Raw genomic sequence first — 17,046 nt, 5'->3', positions numbered from 1 at the left:
CGGTAACAATACTTACGCGCCACAAGCGCTCATATTGGTTTTAGGGATTGAATAATGAAAAAAGCACTGCTGACCCTTTCTGCACTGGCGTTGTGCATGGCTGCTGGCGTCGCCACGGCCAAGGAATACAAGGAACTGCGTTTTGGTGTCGATCCTTCCTACGCCCCGTTTGAGTCCAAAGCCGCCGACGGCAGCCTGGTCGGTTTCGACATCGATCTGGGCAACGCGATCTGCGCAGAGCTGAAGGTCAAATGCAAATGGGTCGAAAGCGATTTCGACGGCATGATCCCAGGCCTCAAGGCCAATAAATTCGACGGCGTGATCTCCTCCATGACCGTTACCCCGGCTCGCGAAAAAGCCATCGACTTCTCCAGCGAGCTGTTCTCCGGCCCAACGGCCTATGTCTTCAAGAAGGGCTCGGGCCTGAGCGAAGACGTTGCCTCGCTCAAAAGCAAGACCGTCGGCTACGAGCAAGGCACCATCCAGGAAGCCTACGCCAAGGCCGTGCTGGACAAGGCCGGCGTCAAGACCCAGGCCTACCAGAACCAGGACCAGGTTTATTCCGACCTGACCTCCGGCCGCCTCGATGCAGCGATCCAGGACATGCTGCAGGCCGAATTGGGCTTCCTGAAATCGCCAAAAGGCGAAGGCTATGAAATCAGCAAGCCGGTGGACAGCGAGCTGTTGCCCGCCAAGACCGCGATCGGTATCAAGAAAGGTAACAGTGAGCTGAAGGCACTTTTGGATAAAGGTATCAAAGCGTTACACGACGACGGCAAATACGCCGAGATCCAGAAAAAACACTTTGGCGATCTGAATCTGTACAGCGGCAAATAATGCGCTGCGCCCATCCGGTCTCGGATGGGCGCTTTTCTCCTGCCAAAGGCTTTCTTCCATGTTTGAACAACTCCTACAAAATCTGGGGCTCTCCGCCTTCAGCCTGCAGGGCTTTGGCCCGTTGCTGATGCAAGGCACCTGGATGACCATCAAGCTGTCGGCCCTGTCCCTGTTGCTGAGCGTCTTGCTCGGCCTGCTGGGCGCCAGTGCCAAGCTGTCCAGCGTCAAACTGCTGCGAATCCCCGCCCAGCTCTACACCACGCTGATCCGCGGCGTGCCGGACCTGGTGCTGATGCTGCTGATCTTCTACAGCCTGCAAACCTGGCTGACCTCGCTTACCGACTTCATGGAATGGGAATACATCGAGATCGACCCATTCGGCGCCGGGGTGATCACCCTGGGCTTCATCTATGGCGCGTACTTCACCGAAACCTTTCGCGGCGCGATCCTCGCGGTCCCCCGAGGCCAGGTCGAAGCCGCCACCGCGTATGGCCTCAAACGTGGCCAGCGCTTTCGCTTCGTGGTGTTTCCACAAATGATGCGCTTTGCCCTGCCGGGTATCGGCAACAACTGGATGGTGATGCTCAAGGCCACCGCGCTGGTGTCGATCATCGGCCTGGCCGACCTGGTCAAGGCCGCCCAGGATGCGGGCAAGAGCACCTACCAGCTGTTCTACTTCCTGGTACTGGCGGCATTGATCTATCTGCTGATCACCAGCGCGTCCAACTTCATCCTGCGGTGGCTTGAACGCCGCTACGCCGCCGGAGCCCGGGAGGCGCTGCGATGATCGAACTTCTACAAGAATACTGGCGGCCATTCCTTTACAGCGATGGCGTCAACGTCACGGGCCTGGCCATGACCCTATGGCTGCTCAGCGCCTCGCTGCTGATCGGTTTCCTGGTGTCGATACCGCTGTCCATCGCCCGGGTTTCACCCAAGTTCTACGTCCGCTGGCCGGTGCAGTTCTACACCTACCTGTTCCGTGGTACGCCGCTCTATATCCAACTGCTGATCTGCTACACCGGCATCTACAGCATCGCGGCGGTGCGCGCCCAGCCCATGCTCGACAGTTTCTTTCGCGACGCGATGAACTGCACGATCCTGGCCTTCGCCTTGAACACCTGCGCCTACACCACGGAAATTTTCGCCGGGGCGATTCGCAGCATGAACCATGGCGAAGTCGAGGCGGCCAAGGCCTACGGCCTGACCGGTTGGAAGCTGTACACCTACGTGATCATGCCGTCGGCGTTGCGCCGCTCGCTGCCGTATTACAGCAACGAAGTCATCTTGATGCTGCACTCGACGACCGTGGCGTTCACCGCTACCGTTCCAGACGTGCTGAAAGTGGCCCGGGACGCCAACTCGGCGACGTTCCTGACGTTCCAGTCGTTCGGGATCGCCGCGTTGATCTACCTGACCGTCACCTTTGCACTGGTGGGCCTCTTCCGCCTCGCCGAACGCCGCTGGCTGGCCTTTCTCGGGCCGACCCACTAGGGCTTTTGTTCCAGGACACACACGCAAATGCGCCACCAGATCCATGACCTGCTGGCCCCGGTACCGGGGACCGCACGCAAGATCCACAGCTTTCACTTCGGCCCGGAAAAAGCCGTCGGCAAAATCTATATCCAGTCGTCCCTGCACGCCGATGAGCTGCCGGGCATGCTGGTCGCCTGGCACCTCAAGCAGCGCCTGGCCGAACTCGAAGCGTCGGGCCACCTGCGGCACGAGATCGTGCTGGTGCCCGTCGCCAACCCTATCGGCCTCGAACAAGTGCTGATGGACGTGCCCCTGGGCCGCTACGAAACCGAGAGCGGGCAGAACTTCAACCGCCGCTTCGTCGACCTGAGCGAAGAGATCGGCAACGAAATCCAGGACCTGCTCACCGACGATCCGCAGCACAACCTGATGCTGATCCGCACCAGCCTGCGCGACGCCCTCGCCCGGCAGACCCCAGGCACGCAATTGCAATCCCTGCGCCTGGCCCTGCAACGGCTGGCCTGCGACGCCGACATGGTGCTGGACCTGCATTGCGACTTCGAAGCCGTGGCCCACCTCTACACCACACCCGAAGCCTGGCCACAGGTCGAACCGCTGGCCCGCTACATCGGCGCCGAAGCCTGCCTGCTGGCGACCGATTCGGGCGGCCAGTCGTTCGACGAATGCTTCACCCTGCTCTGGTGGCAACTCAAGGAACGCTTCGGCGAACGCTTCGAGATTCCCCTGGGCAGCTTTTCGGTCACCGTGGAATTGCGTGGCCAGGGTGACGTCAACCACGGGCTGGCGAGCCTGGACTGCCAGGCCTTGATCGAATACCTGATCCGTTACGGCGCCATCGACGGCGAACCGATGCCCATGCCCGAGCTGCCTTACCCGGCCACGCCGCTGGCCGCTGTCGAGCCGGTGGCAACGCCCGTGGGTGGATTGCTGGTCTACAGCGCCCTGCCTGGCGAATACCTGGAGGCGGGGCAGTTGATCGCGGAAGTCATCGACCCGGTCAACGACACCGTCACCCCCGTTCATTGCCGTAACGCCGGGCTGCTATACGCCCGTTCGCTACGCCGCATGGCCACGGCCGGCATGGTGATCGCCCATGTCGCCGGCACCGAAGCCTATCGCAGCGGCTACCTACTTTCGCCTTGAGGATGCATGCTCCATGTACAAACTGACCATCGAAGGCCTGCATAAAAGCTATGGCGAACATGAAGTGCTCAAGGGCGTTTCGCTCAAGGCCAAGACCGGCGACGTCATCAGCCTCATTGGCGCCAGCGGCTCAGGCAAAAGTACCTTTTTGCGCTGCATCAACTTCCTCGAACAACCCAACGACGGCGCCATGAGCCTGGACGGCCAGCCGATCCAGATGATCAAGGACCGCCACGGCATGCACGTGGCCGACGCCGACGAACTGCAACGCATCCGCACGCGCCTGGCCATGGTGTTCCAACACTTCAACCTGTGGAGCCACATGACCGTGCTGGAAAACATCACCATGGCGCCACGCCGGGTGCTGGGGGTCAGCAAGCAGGAAGCCGACGACCGCGCCCGTCGTTATCTCGACAAGGTCGGCCTGCCGGCACGGGTCGCCGAGCAATACCCGGCGTTCCTCTCCGGCGGCCAGCAACAGCGCGTGGCCATTGCCCGCGCCCTGGCGATGGAGCCGGAGGTGATGCTGTTCGACGAACCCACCTCGGCCCTGGACCCGGAGCTGGTGGGTGAAGTACTGAAGGTGATCCAGGGCCTGGCTGAGGAAGGCCGGACCATGATCATGGTGACCCACGAAATGAGCTTCGCCCGCAAAGTCTCGAACCAGGTGCTGTTCCTGCACCAGGGCCTGGTGGAAGAAGAAGGCAGGCCGGAAGACGTGCTGGGCAATCCCACCAGCGAACGACTCAAGCAGTTTCTCAGTGGCAACCTGAAATAAACCTCGGGTTCGATCGTTCCCACGCTCCTGCGTGGGAATGTCGCCAGGGACGCTCACCACGATATCCTGCATAAAACCTTTCGCATCCCGCCGTGGTCACTGAAAGAAGACGTTCAGGGCGCACACGGCAGGCATGGCGACATCCAACAATTTCGCGAAACAGTGGTTCGATGCCCGCGGCTGGAAGCCGTTCGCCTTTCAGAAGCAGGTATGGGCCGCGGTCAAGCGGGGGGAATCCGGGCTGCTGCATGCCAATACCGGTGCCGGCAAGACCTACGCCGTCTGGTTTGCCGCCCTCAACCGTTTCGCACGGCCGGCACCGCCGCTGGATAAACCGCGCAAACGTAAACCGCCGGCCGAACCACTGACTGTCCTGTGGATCACGCCGATGCGCGCATTGGCGGCCGACACCGGCAAAGCCCTCGAAGCACCCCTGGCAGACCTGCACCTGCCATGGAGCGTCGGCCTGCGCACCGGCGATACCAGCGCCAACGAACGCGCCCGCCAGGGCCGGCGCCTGCCCACCACGCTGATCACCACCCCCGAAAGCCTCACCCTGATCCTCGCCCGGGCCGATGCGCACGCCGCCGTCTCGACCCTGCGCATGGTCGTGGTGGATGAATGGCACGAGTTGCTCGGCAACAAACGTGGTGTGCAATTGCAACTGGCCCTGGCGCGCTTGCGGCGCTGGCACCCCGAACTCATCGTCTGGGGCGTCTCCGCGACCCTGGGCAACCAGGCCCACGCCGAACAGGTATTGATCCCGCAAGGTAACGGGATCAGCGTGCGGGGGGCCGATGGCAAGGCGCTGCGGGTCGACACGCTGTTACCCCCGACCCTCGAACGTTTCCCGTGGGCCGGGCATATCGGCCTGAAGATGCTGCCTCAGGTCGTAGCCGAAATCGACGCCAGCAGCAGTTGCCTGGTCTTCACCAACACCCGGGCACAATCGGAAATCTGGTATCAGGCGCTTCTTGAGGCGCGACCCGATTGGGCCGGGCTGATCGCCCTGCACCATGGCTCGCTGTCGCGTGACACCCGGGATTGGGTGGAACAGGCATTGAAGGACGGCCAGCTCAAAGCGGTGGTCTGCACGTCCAGCCTGGACCTGGGGGTGGACTTCCTGCCAGTGGAACGGGTGCTGCAGATCGGCTCGGCCAAGGGCGTAGCCCGACTGATGCAACGGGCCGGGCGCTCCGGCCACGCACCGGGCCGGACCTCGCGGGTGACGCTGGTGCCGACCCACAGCCTGGAATTGATCGAGGCCGCCGCCGCGCAGGACGCCGTGGCCCAACGGCGCATCGAACCGCGCGAATCGCCCCACAAGCCGCTGGATGTCCTGGTGCAGCACTTGGTGAGCATGGCCCTGGGTGGCGGCTTCGTTCCCGACGAATTGTTCGAGGAAGTGCGAGGTGCCTGGGCCTACCGCGACCTCAACCCGGCCGAATGGGCCTGGGCCCTGGCGTTTGTGCGCCATGGCGGCCTGTCATTGACCGCCTACCCCGATTACCGACGCGTCGAGCCGGACGAACACGGGATCTGGCGAGTGCCTGACGCACGCCTGGCCCGGCGTCACCGCATGAGCATCGGCACCATCGTCAGCGATGCCAGCCTGCAATTGAAGTTCTGGAGCAAGGGCGGAGGCGGCAAGATCCTGGGTAGCGTAGAGGAAGGCTTCATCGCCCGTCTGCGCCCCGGTGACGGTTTCCTGTTCGCCGGGCGGTTGCTGGAATTGGTCCGGGTCGAGGACATGACCGCCTACGTGCGACGCAGCCAGGCCAGGAAGGCCGCTGTGCCGCGCTGGAACGGCGGGCGCATGCCGCTCTCCAGCGAACTGGCCGCCGCCGTCGTGGCCCGTCTGAGCGAAGCCGCCGCGGGCCGCTTCGAGGGCCCGGAGATGCACGCCGTACAGCCCCTGCTCTTGACCCAACAACGCTGGTCCGGTTTGCCCACGCAAAGCACATTGCTGGCCGAAGCCCTCAAGTCCCGGGAAGGCTGGCACCTATTCCTCTACCCGTTTGCCGGACGCCAGGTTCATCTGGGCCTGGCCAGCCTGCTGGCCTGGCGTGTCAGCCGGCAACAGCCGCTGACATTTTCCATTGCGGTCAACGACTACGGCCTGGAACTGCTCAGTGCCACGGCAGTGGATTGGTCGCAATACCTGACCCCGGGCCTGCTGAGCGTCGATCATCTGCTGACCGACGTGCTCGCGAGCCTGAATGCCGGGGAATTGGCCCTCAGGCGCTTTCGCGAAATCGCCCGGATCGCCGGGCTGGTCTTCGCCGGCTACCCCGGTGCGCCGAAAAGCACCCGGCAAGTCCAGGCGTCCAGCGGGTTGTTCTTCCAGGTGTTCAAGCAATACGACGCCAACAATCTCTTGCTGGCCCAGGCTGGGGAGGAAGTCTTGCGCGAAGAATTGGATATCCATCGACTGGAGCAGACCTTGCAACGCCTCAATACCTTGAAGCTGGACCTGCACGTGATCAAGCGCCCCACCCCGCTCGGGTTTGCGCTGCAGGTGGAGCGATTCCGGGAAAGCATGAGTTCGGAAAAGCTCGCCGACCGCATCCGGCGGATGGTCAGCGAACTGGAAAAGACTGCCGATCGCGGTGACGCCTGATGCCAGCGCCTTACCCCATCAGCCTGGCCGGCGAAGAACTCTGGTTGCTCCCGGAAAAAGCCGTGTACTGGCCCGCCCAGGAAACCCTGATGGTGGCCGATGTTCATTTCGGCAAGGCCGCCGCCTATCGCAGCCTCGGGCAACCGGTGCCCCACGGCACCACCGCCAGCAACATCGCAGTACTGGATGCATTGCTGGCCAGCCTGCCGTGCCGACAGTTGATTTTTCTCGGGGATTTTCTCCACGGTCCCGGCTCTCATGCGCCCGGCACCTTGAAGGCACTTTCCGACTGGCGTGAGCGACATCCGCACTTGGCCATGACGCTGATTCGTGGCAACCACGACAAACGCGCCGGTGACCCGCCGCAAGCGCTGAACATTCGCGTCGTACCGGAGCCGTTGCTTCTGGGCCCTTTCGCCGTGCAACACGAGCCTGCCCCACACCCCAGCCGCCATGTGCTGGCCGGTCACGTGCACCCGGTCTACCACCTGAGCGGCAAGGGCCGGCAACGCCTGCGCCTGGCCTGCTTTCGGCTGGGCAGCGAAATCAGCCTGCTGCCGGCCTTCGGTGCGTTCACGGGCGGTTATCGAGTCGAGCAAGACAGCGATTGCAGAATTTTTGTCATCGGCGATAACGAAATATGGCCCGTCAACTGAAGCACTCTGTGCTATCGCTGGCGGGCCATCGTCTCATCAGGCAACAGGCGCAGGAGGCGGCTCGTCCGGCAGGGTAGGCTCGCCGGGTTCGGTAGGTTGTTCGTTGGGGGTATCGGGATCGGGCTGGCCAGGGATGCCGCCCGCCGCTTCGACAGGATGGGCCAGCAATGACCAGGCCATGACGCCGATCTGATTGGGCTCAAGCCTTGCCAGTTCGGCACTGATTCGCGGATCGATCTTCATAGAGCAACTCCTGAGCGAAGGCCCGCTGCGCTGACGCACAAAAACGGGCAGTACACGCAATAGAGTGTCTGCCCGCCCAGGAATTCCAACAGCTCGTCAGATTCAGGTACGCGGCAGTGTCACACCGCGCTGGCCCTGGTACTTGCCGCCACGATCCTTGTAGGAAACTTCACATTCTTCATCGGATTCCAGGAACAGCATCTGCGCCACACCCTCGTTGGCGTAGATTTTCGCTGGCAGGGTCGTGGTGTTGGAGAATTCCAGGGTCACGTGGCCTTCCCACTCGGGTTCCAGCGGCGTGACGTTGACGATGATGCCGCAACGGGCATAGGTACTCTTGCCCAGGCAGATGGTCAGCACGTTGCGCGGAATGCGGAAGTACTCGACGGTGCGCGCCAGGGCGAAGGAGTTCGGCGGGATGATGCAAACGTCGCTCTTGACGTCGACGAAGCTCTTCTCATCGAAGTTCTTCGGGTCGACGGTGGCCGAATTGATATTGGTGAACACCTTGAATTCGTCGGCGCAGCGCACGTCGTAGCCGTAGCTGGAGACACCGAAGGAGATCAGCCGGTCGGCGCCTTCGCCACGCATCTGGCGTTCGACGAAGGGCTCGATCATGCCGTGCTCTTGCGCCATGCGGCGAATCCACTTGTCCGATTTGATGCTCATGGCGGTTTCCTGAAATAGCGAGGTGGAAAAAATACGTCCGGCATCTTACTGGGGCGCGGGTCCGAGTTCAAAGCGCGGCACGCAAATCTCGCCGATCCGCCTTGATTTCCGGGTCCTGCCGGCCATCGCCCGCGCCGTCAGTCACCAAATAAGAGAAACCTTCGCAAAGACCATTGGCACATTCTGGAAAAAGGGTTAAGGTGGCGCCACTGTGCTGCTTGTGTCACTGAGAATCTCTACACGATATGTTGAATTTCGATCCAACCATCTACAAGAATTTTTCCTGCTCTTTGCACTCAGTCTCGGCCAGGGTTCTTCCTGAGTCGCAGTTATCTTTGTTCAAGGAGTTACACCATGTCTAATCGCCAAACCGGTACCGTTAAGTGGTTCAACGATGAAAAAGGCTTCGGCTTCATCACCCCACAATCCGGTGACGACCTGTTCGTTCACTTCAAAGCTATCCAATCCGACGGCTTCAAAAGCCTGAAAGAAGGCCAACAGGTTTCTTTCATCGCTACCCGCGGTCAGAAAGGCATGCAAGCTGAAGAAGTTCAAGTTATCTAACTTGTCCTTGCTTTAGTAAAAGGCCCCGCCCTCAAAAGCGGGGCTTTTTTGTGCCTGTCTGTTTTGCAGGCACAAAAAATAATGTGGGAGCGAGCTTGCTCGCGATAGCGGCGCTTCAGTCAACATTCATATTGCTGACATACCGCTATCGCGAGCAAGCTCGCTCCCACAGGATTTGTTACTCGCCTGGGTTTACCAGGTCACGCCAAACCCAGCCGTGTAGCGCGTCTTGCTCAAGTCGCTGTCTTCGGTGCCTTCAATGACATCCTTCTCAGCCTTGAGGTTGAGCGACGCCCAATCGGTAACCTTGTAGCGCAGCCCCACTTCAGCGTCATAGGCGTAATCCGCCACGTCGGACAGTGGCTTGCCCACTTCGCCGTTGGTGAAGAACTCGACGCGCTTGCCAATCAGGTAGCGGTTGTAGTCCCACTTCATGGCGACGGAATAGAAGTTGTCCTTGCCGCCGTCGCGGTATTCATAGTCGGTGCGGTTCAACAGCGAGCCCAGCGAGAACGCGCCCAGCTCGTCATCCCAGAACTGATAACCCGGACCGGTACCCACCACGCGCTGGCGCGCCAGGTCTTCGACTTTGTCGCGCTTGTAGTTCAGGCGGCCTTGCCAGAACCATTTGTCCGTCAGGAACCGGTCGAGGGAATATTCCAGGCGCCAGTTATCGGCGGAAACCACATCGTCCTGGAACTCACGGTTGTATTCACCCTCGGCGGTGTGCCGCCATCTGCCGTGGCGCGCCGAAGTCTTGAAGTCGATGTCGTAGTCGTCGGTATCTTTTTCCGCACGCTGGTAATCCAGCGCGGCATCGATGTTGCCCTTCCACACCAGATCCTCGACCACCGGCTTGGGCTTGAGAATCTGCTGGATACTGGCCAGATCGACAGTCTTGGGCGCATCACCGTTGGCCAAGGTGACCTTGCCATCCTCGGCCGCATGCAGCGCCTTGGCTTTCTCGCCGGTATAAGCATCCTGCTTGACCAAGAGCTGCTGATCACTCTCCAGTGTCTTGACCTGTTTCCAGTCGATGGGAATCGCGCCGGCGTAATCGGTCTGGATCAGCAACTTGCCGCCATCAAAAACGGTAATCTTGCCACTGAGTTTGTCCCCATTCTTCAACCAGACGGTGTCGGCAAGCAAGGGCATGGAGGTACTGGCAACAGCCAGACAAAGCAGGGTTCTAGACAACATAAGCGTATAAAGAGCTCAAGTTTGCGGTGAAAAGGCGGCATTATCCCCCGGGACGACACCTCAGCAAGGACTGACCAAAGTATTTGTAATGAGTTCATTTCTCAACCAGCTTTACAGGACTTAACCTACAAACGGCCACACACCCTCTTTTTCGGACGCCTGAACGTGACTGATGCATCCCTGGATACCGAGAACGCCGCCCAAATCCGCCGCACCACCCTTTACCTGACCCTGGCACAGGTGCCAGCGGGCAAGGTGGTCACCTATGGTCAACTGGCTGAAATGGCCGGCCTGGGCCGCGCGGCGCGCTGGGTCGGGCGGACCCTCAGCCAATTGCCGAACGACACGAAACTGCCCTGGCATCGGGTATTGGGTGCCGGCGGTCGGATCAGCCTGCCGGTGGGCAGCGCCTCAGGGGATGAACAGCGCGCACGCCTGCGCATGGAAGGGATCAGCGTCCTGAACAATCGTGTTGATATTCAGCGCCATGGCTGGCGCCCGGTAGAGCACAGCGGTTAGAGTGCGCGCTTTGTTTTCGCAATTTTTGAGGCAGACTCCAGCCCATGCCCCGTAAAACCTGGCGCGCCGCCCTCGCCGCCTATGCCAGTCCCTCGACGCTCGTGCTGTTGCTGCTTGGCTTCGCCGCCGGCTTGCCGTACATGCTGGTGTTTTCCACGCTTTCGGTCTGGTTGCGCGAAGCCGGTGTGGCCCGCGAAACCATTGGCTACGCGAGCCTGATCGGCCTGGCATACGCCTTTAAGTGGGTCTGGTCGCCGCTGCTCGACCAATGGCGCCTGCCGCTGCTGGGTAAACTCGGGCGTCGGCGTTCATGGCTGGTGCTCTCCCAGGGCCTGGTGATCCTCGGCCTGATCGGCATGGGTTTCTGCGACCCACAGAAACACCTGTCATGGTTGATCGCCATCGCCGTTATCGTGGCTTTCGCCTCTGCGACGCAGGACATCGCCGTCGACGCCTATCGCCTGGAGATCGCCGACGACACCCGCCAGGCCGCCCTCGCCGCCAGCTACATGTCCGGCTACCGCATCGCGGCACTGCTGGCCACCGCTGGCGCCCTGTTCTTCGCCGAAGGGTTTGGCTCCACCGGCTTCAGCTACAAACACTCGGCCTGGGCCGGCACCTACCTGCTGTTCGGCGTATTGATGGTCCCGGCGCTGCTCACCTCGCTGTTCATGCGCGAACCGCCGGTGCCGCTGCGCACTCAACTGCAGGCCGGACGCTACTCGTTCGCCCATCAACTGGCGTCGGTGTTCGTGCTGATCGTGCTGCTGGTGTCTGTCCCGGCGATGTTCACCCAGCTCTACAACACCGACTTCGCCAGCGTGCTGTTCGAGGGTGTCAGCCTGCTCGACCTGCTGCTCGAAGACCGCGCATTCCTGCGAGCCATCCTCTATATCATCCTGACCGCCCTGTGCCTGTCGGCTGTGGGCCGCCGCGGATTGGCACCGGTGCTGACGCCGGTCAACGATTTCATCCTGCGTTACCGCTGGCAGGCCCTGCTGCTGCTCGGGCTGATCGCGACCTATCGGATGTCTGACACCGTCATGGGCGTCATGGCCAACGTGTTCTACATCGACCAGGGGTTCACCAAGGACCAGATCGCCAGCGTCAGCAAGATTTTCGGGTTGATCATGACCCTCGTCGGTGCCGGCATGGGCGGCCTGCTGATCGTACGTTTCGGTATCCTGCCCATCCTGCTCATCGGCGGTGTCGCCTCGGCCGGCACCAACATCCTCTTCCTGATGCTCACCGACATGGGCGCCGACCTGAAGATGTTGATTGTCACCATCTCCCTGGACAACTTCAGCTCCGGCCTGGCTACTTCGGCGTTCGTCGCCTACCTGTCGAGCCTGACCAACCTGAAATTCTCCGCCACCCAATACGCCCTGCTCAGCTCGATCATGCTGTTGCTGCCACGCCTGATCGGTGGTTATTCGGGCGTGATGGTGGAGAAGTTCGGCTATCACAACTTCTTCCTGATCACCGCGTTGCTGGGCGTTCCGACCCTGTTGCTGATCGCCTTGCACTGGTTCCAGGAGAACCGTCGCCAGGGCTCGACACCCACTGCGGAACCGACGCCCACCCGGCCTGCGGAAGAGTCGTAGGAAACTTCAGAAAACGCCGGGGAAACCGGCGTTCGCATCGGGCGACCGCCCACGCGCCTGTACGCCAAGGCATCTCGCCCGTACAATGCTCCGTCACTTCTCGTCATCAGCAACCGACAACGGCCAACCATGCGCACCAGTCAATATTTGCTCGCCACACAGAAAGAAACGCCTTCCGACGCCGTCGTGATCAGCCATCAGTTGATGCTGCGTGCCGGCATGATCCGCAAACTCGCCTCGGGCCTGTACACCTGGCTGCCGATGGGCCTGCGGGTCATGCGCAAGGTGGAAGCCATCGTTCGCGAAGAGATGGACGCTGCCGGTTCTCTGGAAGTGTTGATGCCGGGCACCCAACCGGCCGAGCTGTGGCAGGAATCGGGGCGCTGGGAAGAATACGGCCCTGAGCTGCTGCGCATCAAAGACCGTCACGGTCGCGACTTCTGTGCAGGCCCGACTCACGAAGAAGTGATCACCGACCTGATGCGCAACGAGTTGAGCAGCTACAAGCAGCTGCCGATCAACCTGTATCAGATCCAGACCAAATTCCGTGACGAAATCCGTCCACGCTTCGGCCTGATGCGCGGTCGCGAATTCATCATGAAGGATTCCTACTCCTTCCACGCCGACCTGGCTTCGCTACAGATCACCTACGACCGCATGCACCAGGCGTACTGCAACATTTTCACCCGCCTGGGCCTGAAGTTCCGTCCGGTTGAAGCCGACAACGGCTCCATCGGCGGCGCCGGCTCCCACGAATTCCATGTACTGGCCGAGTCCGGCGAAGACGACATCGTCTTCAGCAATGGCTCCGACTACGCCGCCAACATCGAGAAAGCCGAAGCCGTGCCACGGGAAACCTCCCGCGCCGCGCCGACCGAAGAGTTGCGCCTGGTGGACACGCCGAACGCCAAGACCATTGCCCAACTGGTGGAAGGCTACAACCTGCCAATCGAGCGCACCATCAAGACCCTGATCGTGCGGGCCGAAGAGGAAGGCAAGCTGATTGCCCTGATCGTCCGTGGCGACCACGAGCTCAATGAAATCAAGGCCGCCAACCAGCCAGGCGTCGCCAGCCCGCTGGTCATGGCTACCGAAGCCGACCTGCGCGACGCCATCGGTGCCGGTGCCGGTTCTCTCGGCCCGTTGAACCTGCCACTGCCGATCATCATCGACCGCTCGGTGGAACTGATGAGCGACTTCGCCATCGGCGCCAACGTCGACGACAAGCACTATTTCGGCGTGAACTGGGAACGCGACCTGCCGGTTCCAACCGTCGCGGACCTGCGCAACGTCGTGGCCGGCGACCCGAGCCCGGACGGCAAGGGCACCCTGGAAATCAAGCGAGGCATCGAAGTCGGGCACATCTTCCAGCTGGGCAACAAGTACAGCAAGGCGATGAAGTGCGAAGTGCTGGGCGAAAACGGCAAGCCGGTCACCCTGGAAATGGGTTGCTACGGCATCGGCGTTTCCCGCGTGGTGGCTGCCGCCATCGAGCAGAACAACGACGAGAAAGGCATCATCTGGAGCGACACGCTGGCGCCTTTCCAGATTGCCCTGGTGCCGCTGCGCTATGAAACCGACCTGGTGCGTGAAGCCACCGACAAGCTCTACGCCGAACTGACGGCCGCCGGCTTCGAAGTGCTGCTCGACGACCGCGACAAGAAAACCAGCCCCGGCATCAAGTTCGCGGACATGGAACTGATCGGCATCCCGCATCGGATCGTCGTCAGTGATCGTGGCCTGGCCGAAGGCAACCTGGAATACAAGAGCCGCACCGAGGCCGAGCCGCAAGCGCTGCCGGTCGCCGACGTGCTGTCGTTCCTCCAGGCCCGTATCCGCCGCTGACACCAGATAGAGACGTCATGTTCAAGCGAAACACCTTAGGCCTCGGTGGTGCCGCCCTGTGCGGCGCCCTGCTGGTCAGCGGCTGTGCCAACCAAATGTCACAACGCAGCGAGCACGAAGAGCGGGTCGAGCGCAAATTGCTCGACCACAGCCTGCAGATCGACGTGGGCGAACCCAAGGTGCTCGACCTGCCGCAGCGTCGGGTGCGAATCAATGAGCAGAAGACCTTCGAAGTCACTGAATTCGAGGTCACTCGCCATTATGATCGCTACACGCCGTACCAACCCTGGCGGGAAATTTACGAGATCCCCCTGGGCGCGGTGGCGGTAGTAGCGGGTGTCGGCGCGAACGTGGTCAATGTGTTCGCCCTCGGCAATCTGCCGGACACCGTGACCCGTGACTGGATCAGCTACGGTTTCGCCGGGCTCAACCCGTTCATGAACGTCCCTTCCCATGGCCGTGCCCAGCAGAACCTGGCGGGCATCGACGAAGTCCAGCGCGACAAGCGTACGGAACACTCGAGTCTGCCTTGGAGCGAACGCCCGGTGGAGGTCAAGGCCGCCCGACAGACCTTCGAGCTGAGCACCGACCGTAACGGCGTGCTGCGCTTGAACCTGCTGGAAAGCCCGTTCGCCGAGCAGGACCTGAGCCAGTTCGGCAAATTGCAGGTCAGCGTGACGGATGCCCAGGACGAAGTGCACACCGACTCATCCCTGAGCATCAGCAGCACCTTGCGCAGCAAGCTGCTGGAAGCCCACGCGTTGATCTACGACGACCTGGAAGATGACGAGGTGAGCCAATGGGTACATCGAGTCAAGCGCCTGTCGGAGCTGGGACTTGAAGAAGAGGCCAGCGAACTGGAACAGAGCCTGATCGAACTGACCCGCAATGATCCGGAGTTGCAGGCCGAATTCATGAAAGCACTGACCAAGGATGGCGGGCGGTTGGTGGCGGATCCTGGCGTTAACTGAAATCCCCCTGTGGCAAGGGGGTTTTGTGAGGGCAAGACCTGTGGGAGCAAGGCTTGCCCGCGATGGCGGCCTCAAGGATGCCATCGCGAGCAAGCTTTGCTCCCACAGGATTCCCTTGCCAACAGGACCGCGCCAAGCAGGGGCTCATCGTCAGCCTCACCGCTCAAACAACTCCAACTGCTCAAACCCACCGCGCAAATCCTCCAGCCGCACCCCTATCCCCAATAACCGCACCGGCTTGCCGCCCCGGTTGAACGCCTGGGTCAACAGCAGCTGGTAGCTGCCCAGGTCCCGCCCTGCCCCGGCCTGTTCCAGTGTGGTTTGGGTGAAGTCGTGGAATTTCACTTTGACGAACGGCTTGCCCGGTCGATAACTGCTGTCGATCCGCGCCATGCGTCCGTTGAGGGTTTCCATCAGTTCCGGCAGCTTGGCGAGGCAACTCACCAGGTCGGGCAGGTCGACATCGTAGGTGTTTTCCACACTGATGGACTGACGTCGGCTGTCGTTGTGCACCAGCCGCTCATCGATCCCACGAGCCAGGCTCCAGAGCCGCTCACCGAAACTGCCAAATTCGCGCACCAGCGCCAACTTGTCCCATTGGCGCAACTGCAGGCAATCGACGATGCCGAGTCGGTTCAGCTTATCGGCGGTGACCTTTCCAACACCGTGGAGCTTGCTGACCGGCAGGGCCGAAACAAAGTCATCGACCTGGTCGGGGGTGATGACGAACAACCCGTTGGGCTTTTTCCAGTCACTGGCGATCTTGGCCAGGAACTTGTTCGGCGCGACGCCTGCGGACACAGTGATGTGCAACTGGTTGGAAACCCGCCGACGAATATCCTGGGCGATGCGCGTGGCGCTGCCACCGAAATGGGCACTGGCGGAGACGTCCAGGTAGGCCTCGTCCAGCGACAGCGGCTCGATCAGGTCAGTGTAATCGCTGAAAATCGTATGAATTTCCTTCGACGCTTCCCGATAGGCATCCATTCGTGGCTTGACGATGGTGAGGTCCGGGCAAAGCTTCAAGGCGTGGCCGGAAGACATGGCCGAGCGCACTCCGTAGGCCCGCGCTTCGTAGTTACAGGTGGCAATCACGCCCCGCCGATCCGCCGAACCTCCCACCGCCAAGGGTTTGCCGGCCAGCCGCGGGTCATCGCGCATCTCGATGGCGGCGTAGAAACAGTCACAGTCGACATGGATGATCTTACGTTGCGTCATAAATAAAGCAGCAGAGTGTGCGACGAATCGGGGCCACCAGTATCGCACCGGCACCTGTATATAGCACCAGTAGTTTAAAAGATCCTTCGTCGAGACCCGAAAGTGCCTACACAAATTTACTTCTTCAATCGCAATGAAGCCTCCAATAGAGCTTCAGCCCTTGCCAGGCTTGCGTCACAGCGCTGTCACAATGCCTTTCTCCAAGGCTAAGCACTTGAAGCGGAACAGTTTTTTATATAGCCAGGGTTGACAGCCGCGCGATTCTCTGTAGAATGCCGCCACACAGACGCGGGATGGAGCAGTCTGGTAGCTCGTCGGGCTCATAACCCGAAGGTCGTCGGTTCAAATCCGGCTCCCGCAACCAAACATCAAAAAAGGCTACTCGAAAGAGTGGCCTTTTTTGTGCGTGCCCGTTTTTGACTGCCTGATCAGAGAGTCGCCGCCTACGCCACCCTACCCACAACCAGTTGTAGGACAATTTCCTTTAAATTCCGAGCGTTTAGGAAGACAAGGGGCGGATCGAGGGTTTATTTGAGCCCATTACCTTTTAACGGTTGACACTCGGGCGTTCGCCTGTAGAATGCCGCCACACAGACGCGGGATGGAGCAGTCTGGTAGCTCGTCGGGCTCATAACCCGAAGGTCGTCGGTTCAAATCCGGCTCCCGCAACCAAATATCAAGA

Annotated in this window: 16 protein-coding genes and 2 tRNA genes; 14 read left to right on the top strand and 4 right to left on the bottom strand. The window is 61.0% G+C overall.

The annotated features are described in order from the left end of the window. Positions 1-54: 54 nt before the first annotated feature. From KI235_RS06420 to pdeM, 7 genes are all read left to right on the top strand, one after another. Positions 55-837: a transporter substrate-binding domain-containing protein gene (locus KI235_RS06420; RefSeq protein WP_212795595.1), complete on the top strand. Its 783-nt coding sequence runs from the start codon at positions 55-57 to the stop codon at positions 835-837. Between the two features lie 58 nt (positions 838-895). Then, positions 896-1,624 (top strand): ABC transporter permease, encoded by a 729-nt coding sequence (locus KI235_RS06415; RefSeq protein ID WP_028236896.1) that lies wholly within the window; start codon positions 896-898, stop codon positions 1,622-1,624. Then, complete coding sequence (locus tag KI235_RS06410) at positions 1,621-2,331, top strand: ABC transporter permease (protein WP_003198404.1); 711 nt, start codon at positions 1,621-1,623, stop codon at positions 2,329-2,331. Before KI235_RS06415 ends, KI235_RS06410 begins: the two co-directional genes overlap by 4 nt. A 27-nt stretch (positions 2,332-2,358) precedes the next feature. Next, a complete protein-coding gene (locus tag KI235_RS06405) occupies positions 2,359-3,477 on the top strand; it encodes a succinylglutamate desuccinylase/aspartoacylase family protein (RefSeq protein ID WP_039010740.1) in 1,119 nt (372 codons plus the stop codon). 13 nt (positions 3,478-3,490) lie between these two features. Continuing rightward, positions 3,491-4,255 carry an ATP-binding cassette domain-containing protein gene (locus KI235_RS06400; protein ID WP_003198401.1) on the top strand — a complete coding sequence of 255 codons (765 nt, stop codon included), beginning with the start codon at positions 3,491-3,493 and terminating at the stop codon, positions 4,253-4,255. 133 nt (positions 4,256-4,388) lie between these two features. After that, entirely contained in the window at positions 4,389-6,875 is a 2,487-nt protein-coding gene (locus KI235_RS06395; RefSeq protein ID WP_003198399.1) for a ligase-associated DNA damage response DEXH box helicase, read from the top strand. After that, positions 6,875-7,531, top strand: coding sequence for a ligase-associated DNA damage response endonuclease PdeM (pdeM, locus tag KI235_RS06390; protein WP_013692411.1), 657 nt, complete (start codon positions 6,875-6,877; stop codon positions 7,529-7,531). Before KI235_RS06395 ends, pdeM begins: the two co-directional genes overlap by 1 nt. A gap of 36 nt (positions 7,532-7,567) precedes the next feature. Here pdeM and KI235_RS06385 read toward each other — a convergent pair whose 3' ends face one another. Together KI235_RS06385 and dcd are read right to left on the bottom strand one after the other, a co-directional pair. Then, a complete protein-coding gene (locus tag KI235_RS06385) occupies positions 7,568-7,774 on the bottom strand; it encodes a hypothetical protein (RefSeq protein ID WP_003184748.1) in 207 nt (68 codons plus the stop codon). Between the two features lie 102 nt (positions 7,775-7,876). After that, positions 7,877-8,443, bottom strand: coding sequence for a dCTP deaminase (dcd, locus tag KI235_RS06380; protein ID WP_003184751.1), 567 nt, complete (start codon positions 8,441-8,443; stop codon positions 7,877-7,879). Between the two features lie 354 nt (positions 8,444-8,797). On the opposite strand from dcd, the gene KI235_RS06375 reads away from it, so the two are divergent. Beyond that, on the top strand, positions 8,798-9,007 hold the full coding sequence (locus tag KI235_RS06375; protein WP_002554837.1) for a cold-shock protein: 210 nt from the start codon (positions 8,798-8,800) through the stop codon (positions 9,005-9,007). A 192-nt stretch (positions 9,008-9,199) separates the two neighbouring features. On the opposite strand, the gene KI235_RS06370 is transcribed toward KI235_RS06375, so the two are convergent. Next, entirely contained in the window at positions 9,200-10,207 is a 1,008-nt protein-coding gene (locus KI235_RS06370) for a DUF481 domain-containing protein (RefSeq protein WP_003198395.1), read from the bottom strand. 165 nt (positions 10,208-10,372) lie between these two features. Here KI235_RS06370 and KI235_RS06365 point away from each other — a divergent pair, with 165 nt between their 5' ends. The 4 genes from KI235_RS06365 to KI235_RS06350 all read left to right on the top strand — a co-directional run bounded on the left by KI235_RS06365 (position 10,373) and on the right by KI235_RS06350 (position 15,146). Further along, on the top strand, positions 10,373-10,726 hold the full coding sequence (locus KI235_RS06365) for an MGMT family protein (protein WP_003198393.1): 354 nt from the start codon (positions 10,373-10,375) through the stop codon (positions 10,724-10,726). Between the two features lie 44 nt (positions 10,727-10,770). Further along, complete coding sequence (locus KI235_RS06360) at positions 10,771-12,330, top strand: AmpG family muropeptide MFS transporter (RefSeq protein ID WP_212795594.1); 1,560 nt, start codon at positions 10,771-10,773, stop codon at positions 12,328-12,330. A 129-nt stretch (positions 12,331-12,459) separates the two neighbouring features. Then, on the top strand, positions 12,460-14,175 hold the full coding sequence (locus KI235_RS06355; RefSeq protein WP_003198389.1) for a proline--tRNA ligase: 1,716 nt from the start codon (positions 12,460-12,462) through the stop codon (positions 14,173-14,175). Positions 14,176-14,192: 17 nt separating this feature from the next. Next, positions 14,193-15,146 carry a hypothetical protein gene (locus tag KI235_RS06350; RefSeq protein ID WP_003198388.1) on the top strand — a complete coding sequence of 318 codons (954 nt, stop codon included), beginning with the start codon at positions 14,193-14,195 and terminating at the stop codon, positions 15,144-15,146. Positions 15,147-15,302: 156 nt separating this feature from the next. Here KI235_RS06350 and dinB read toward each other — a convergent pair whose 3' ends face one another. Continuing rightward, positions 15,303-16,364 (bottom strand): DNA polymerase IV, encoded by a 1,062-nt coding sequence (gene dinB, locus KI235_RS06345; RefSeq protein ID WP_003198386.1) that lies wholly within the window; start codon positions 16,362-16,364, stop codon positions 15,303-15,305. 287 nt (positions 16,365-16,651) lie between these two features. On the opposite strand from dinB, the gene KI235_RS06340 reads away from it, so the two are divergent. Both KI235_RS06340 and KI235_RS06335 read left to right on the top strand, forming a co-directional pair. Then, positions 16,652-16,728: transfer RNA gene (locus KI235_RS06340), tRNA-Met, on the top strand. Positions 16,729-16,959: 231 nt separating this feature from the next. Continuing rightward, positions 16,960-17,036 (top strand) — tRNA-Met (locus tag KI235_RS06335). Positions 17,037-17,046 lie beyond the last annotated feature (10 nt).

This window comes from Pseudomonas sp. St386, from assembly GCF_018325865.1.
Lineage (GTDB): Bacteria > Pseudomonadota > Gammaproteobacteria > Pseudomonadales > Pseudomonadaceae > Aquipseudomonas > Aquipseudomonas brassicacearum.
Note: the sequence above shows the minus strand (reverse complement) of the source record. Positions and strands in the feature narration are given on the sequence as shown.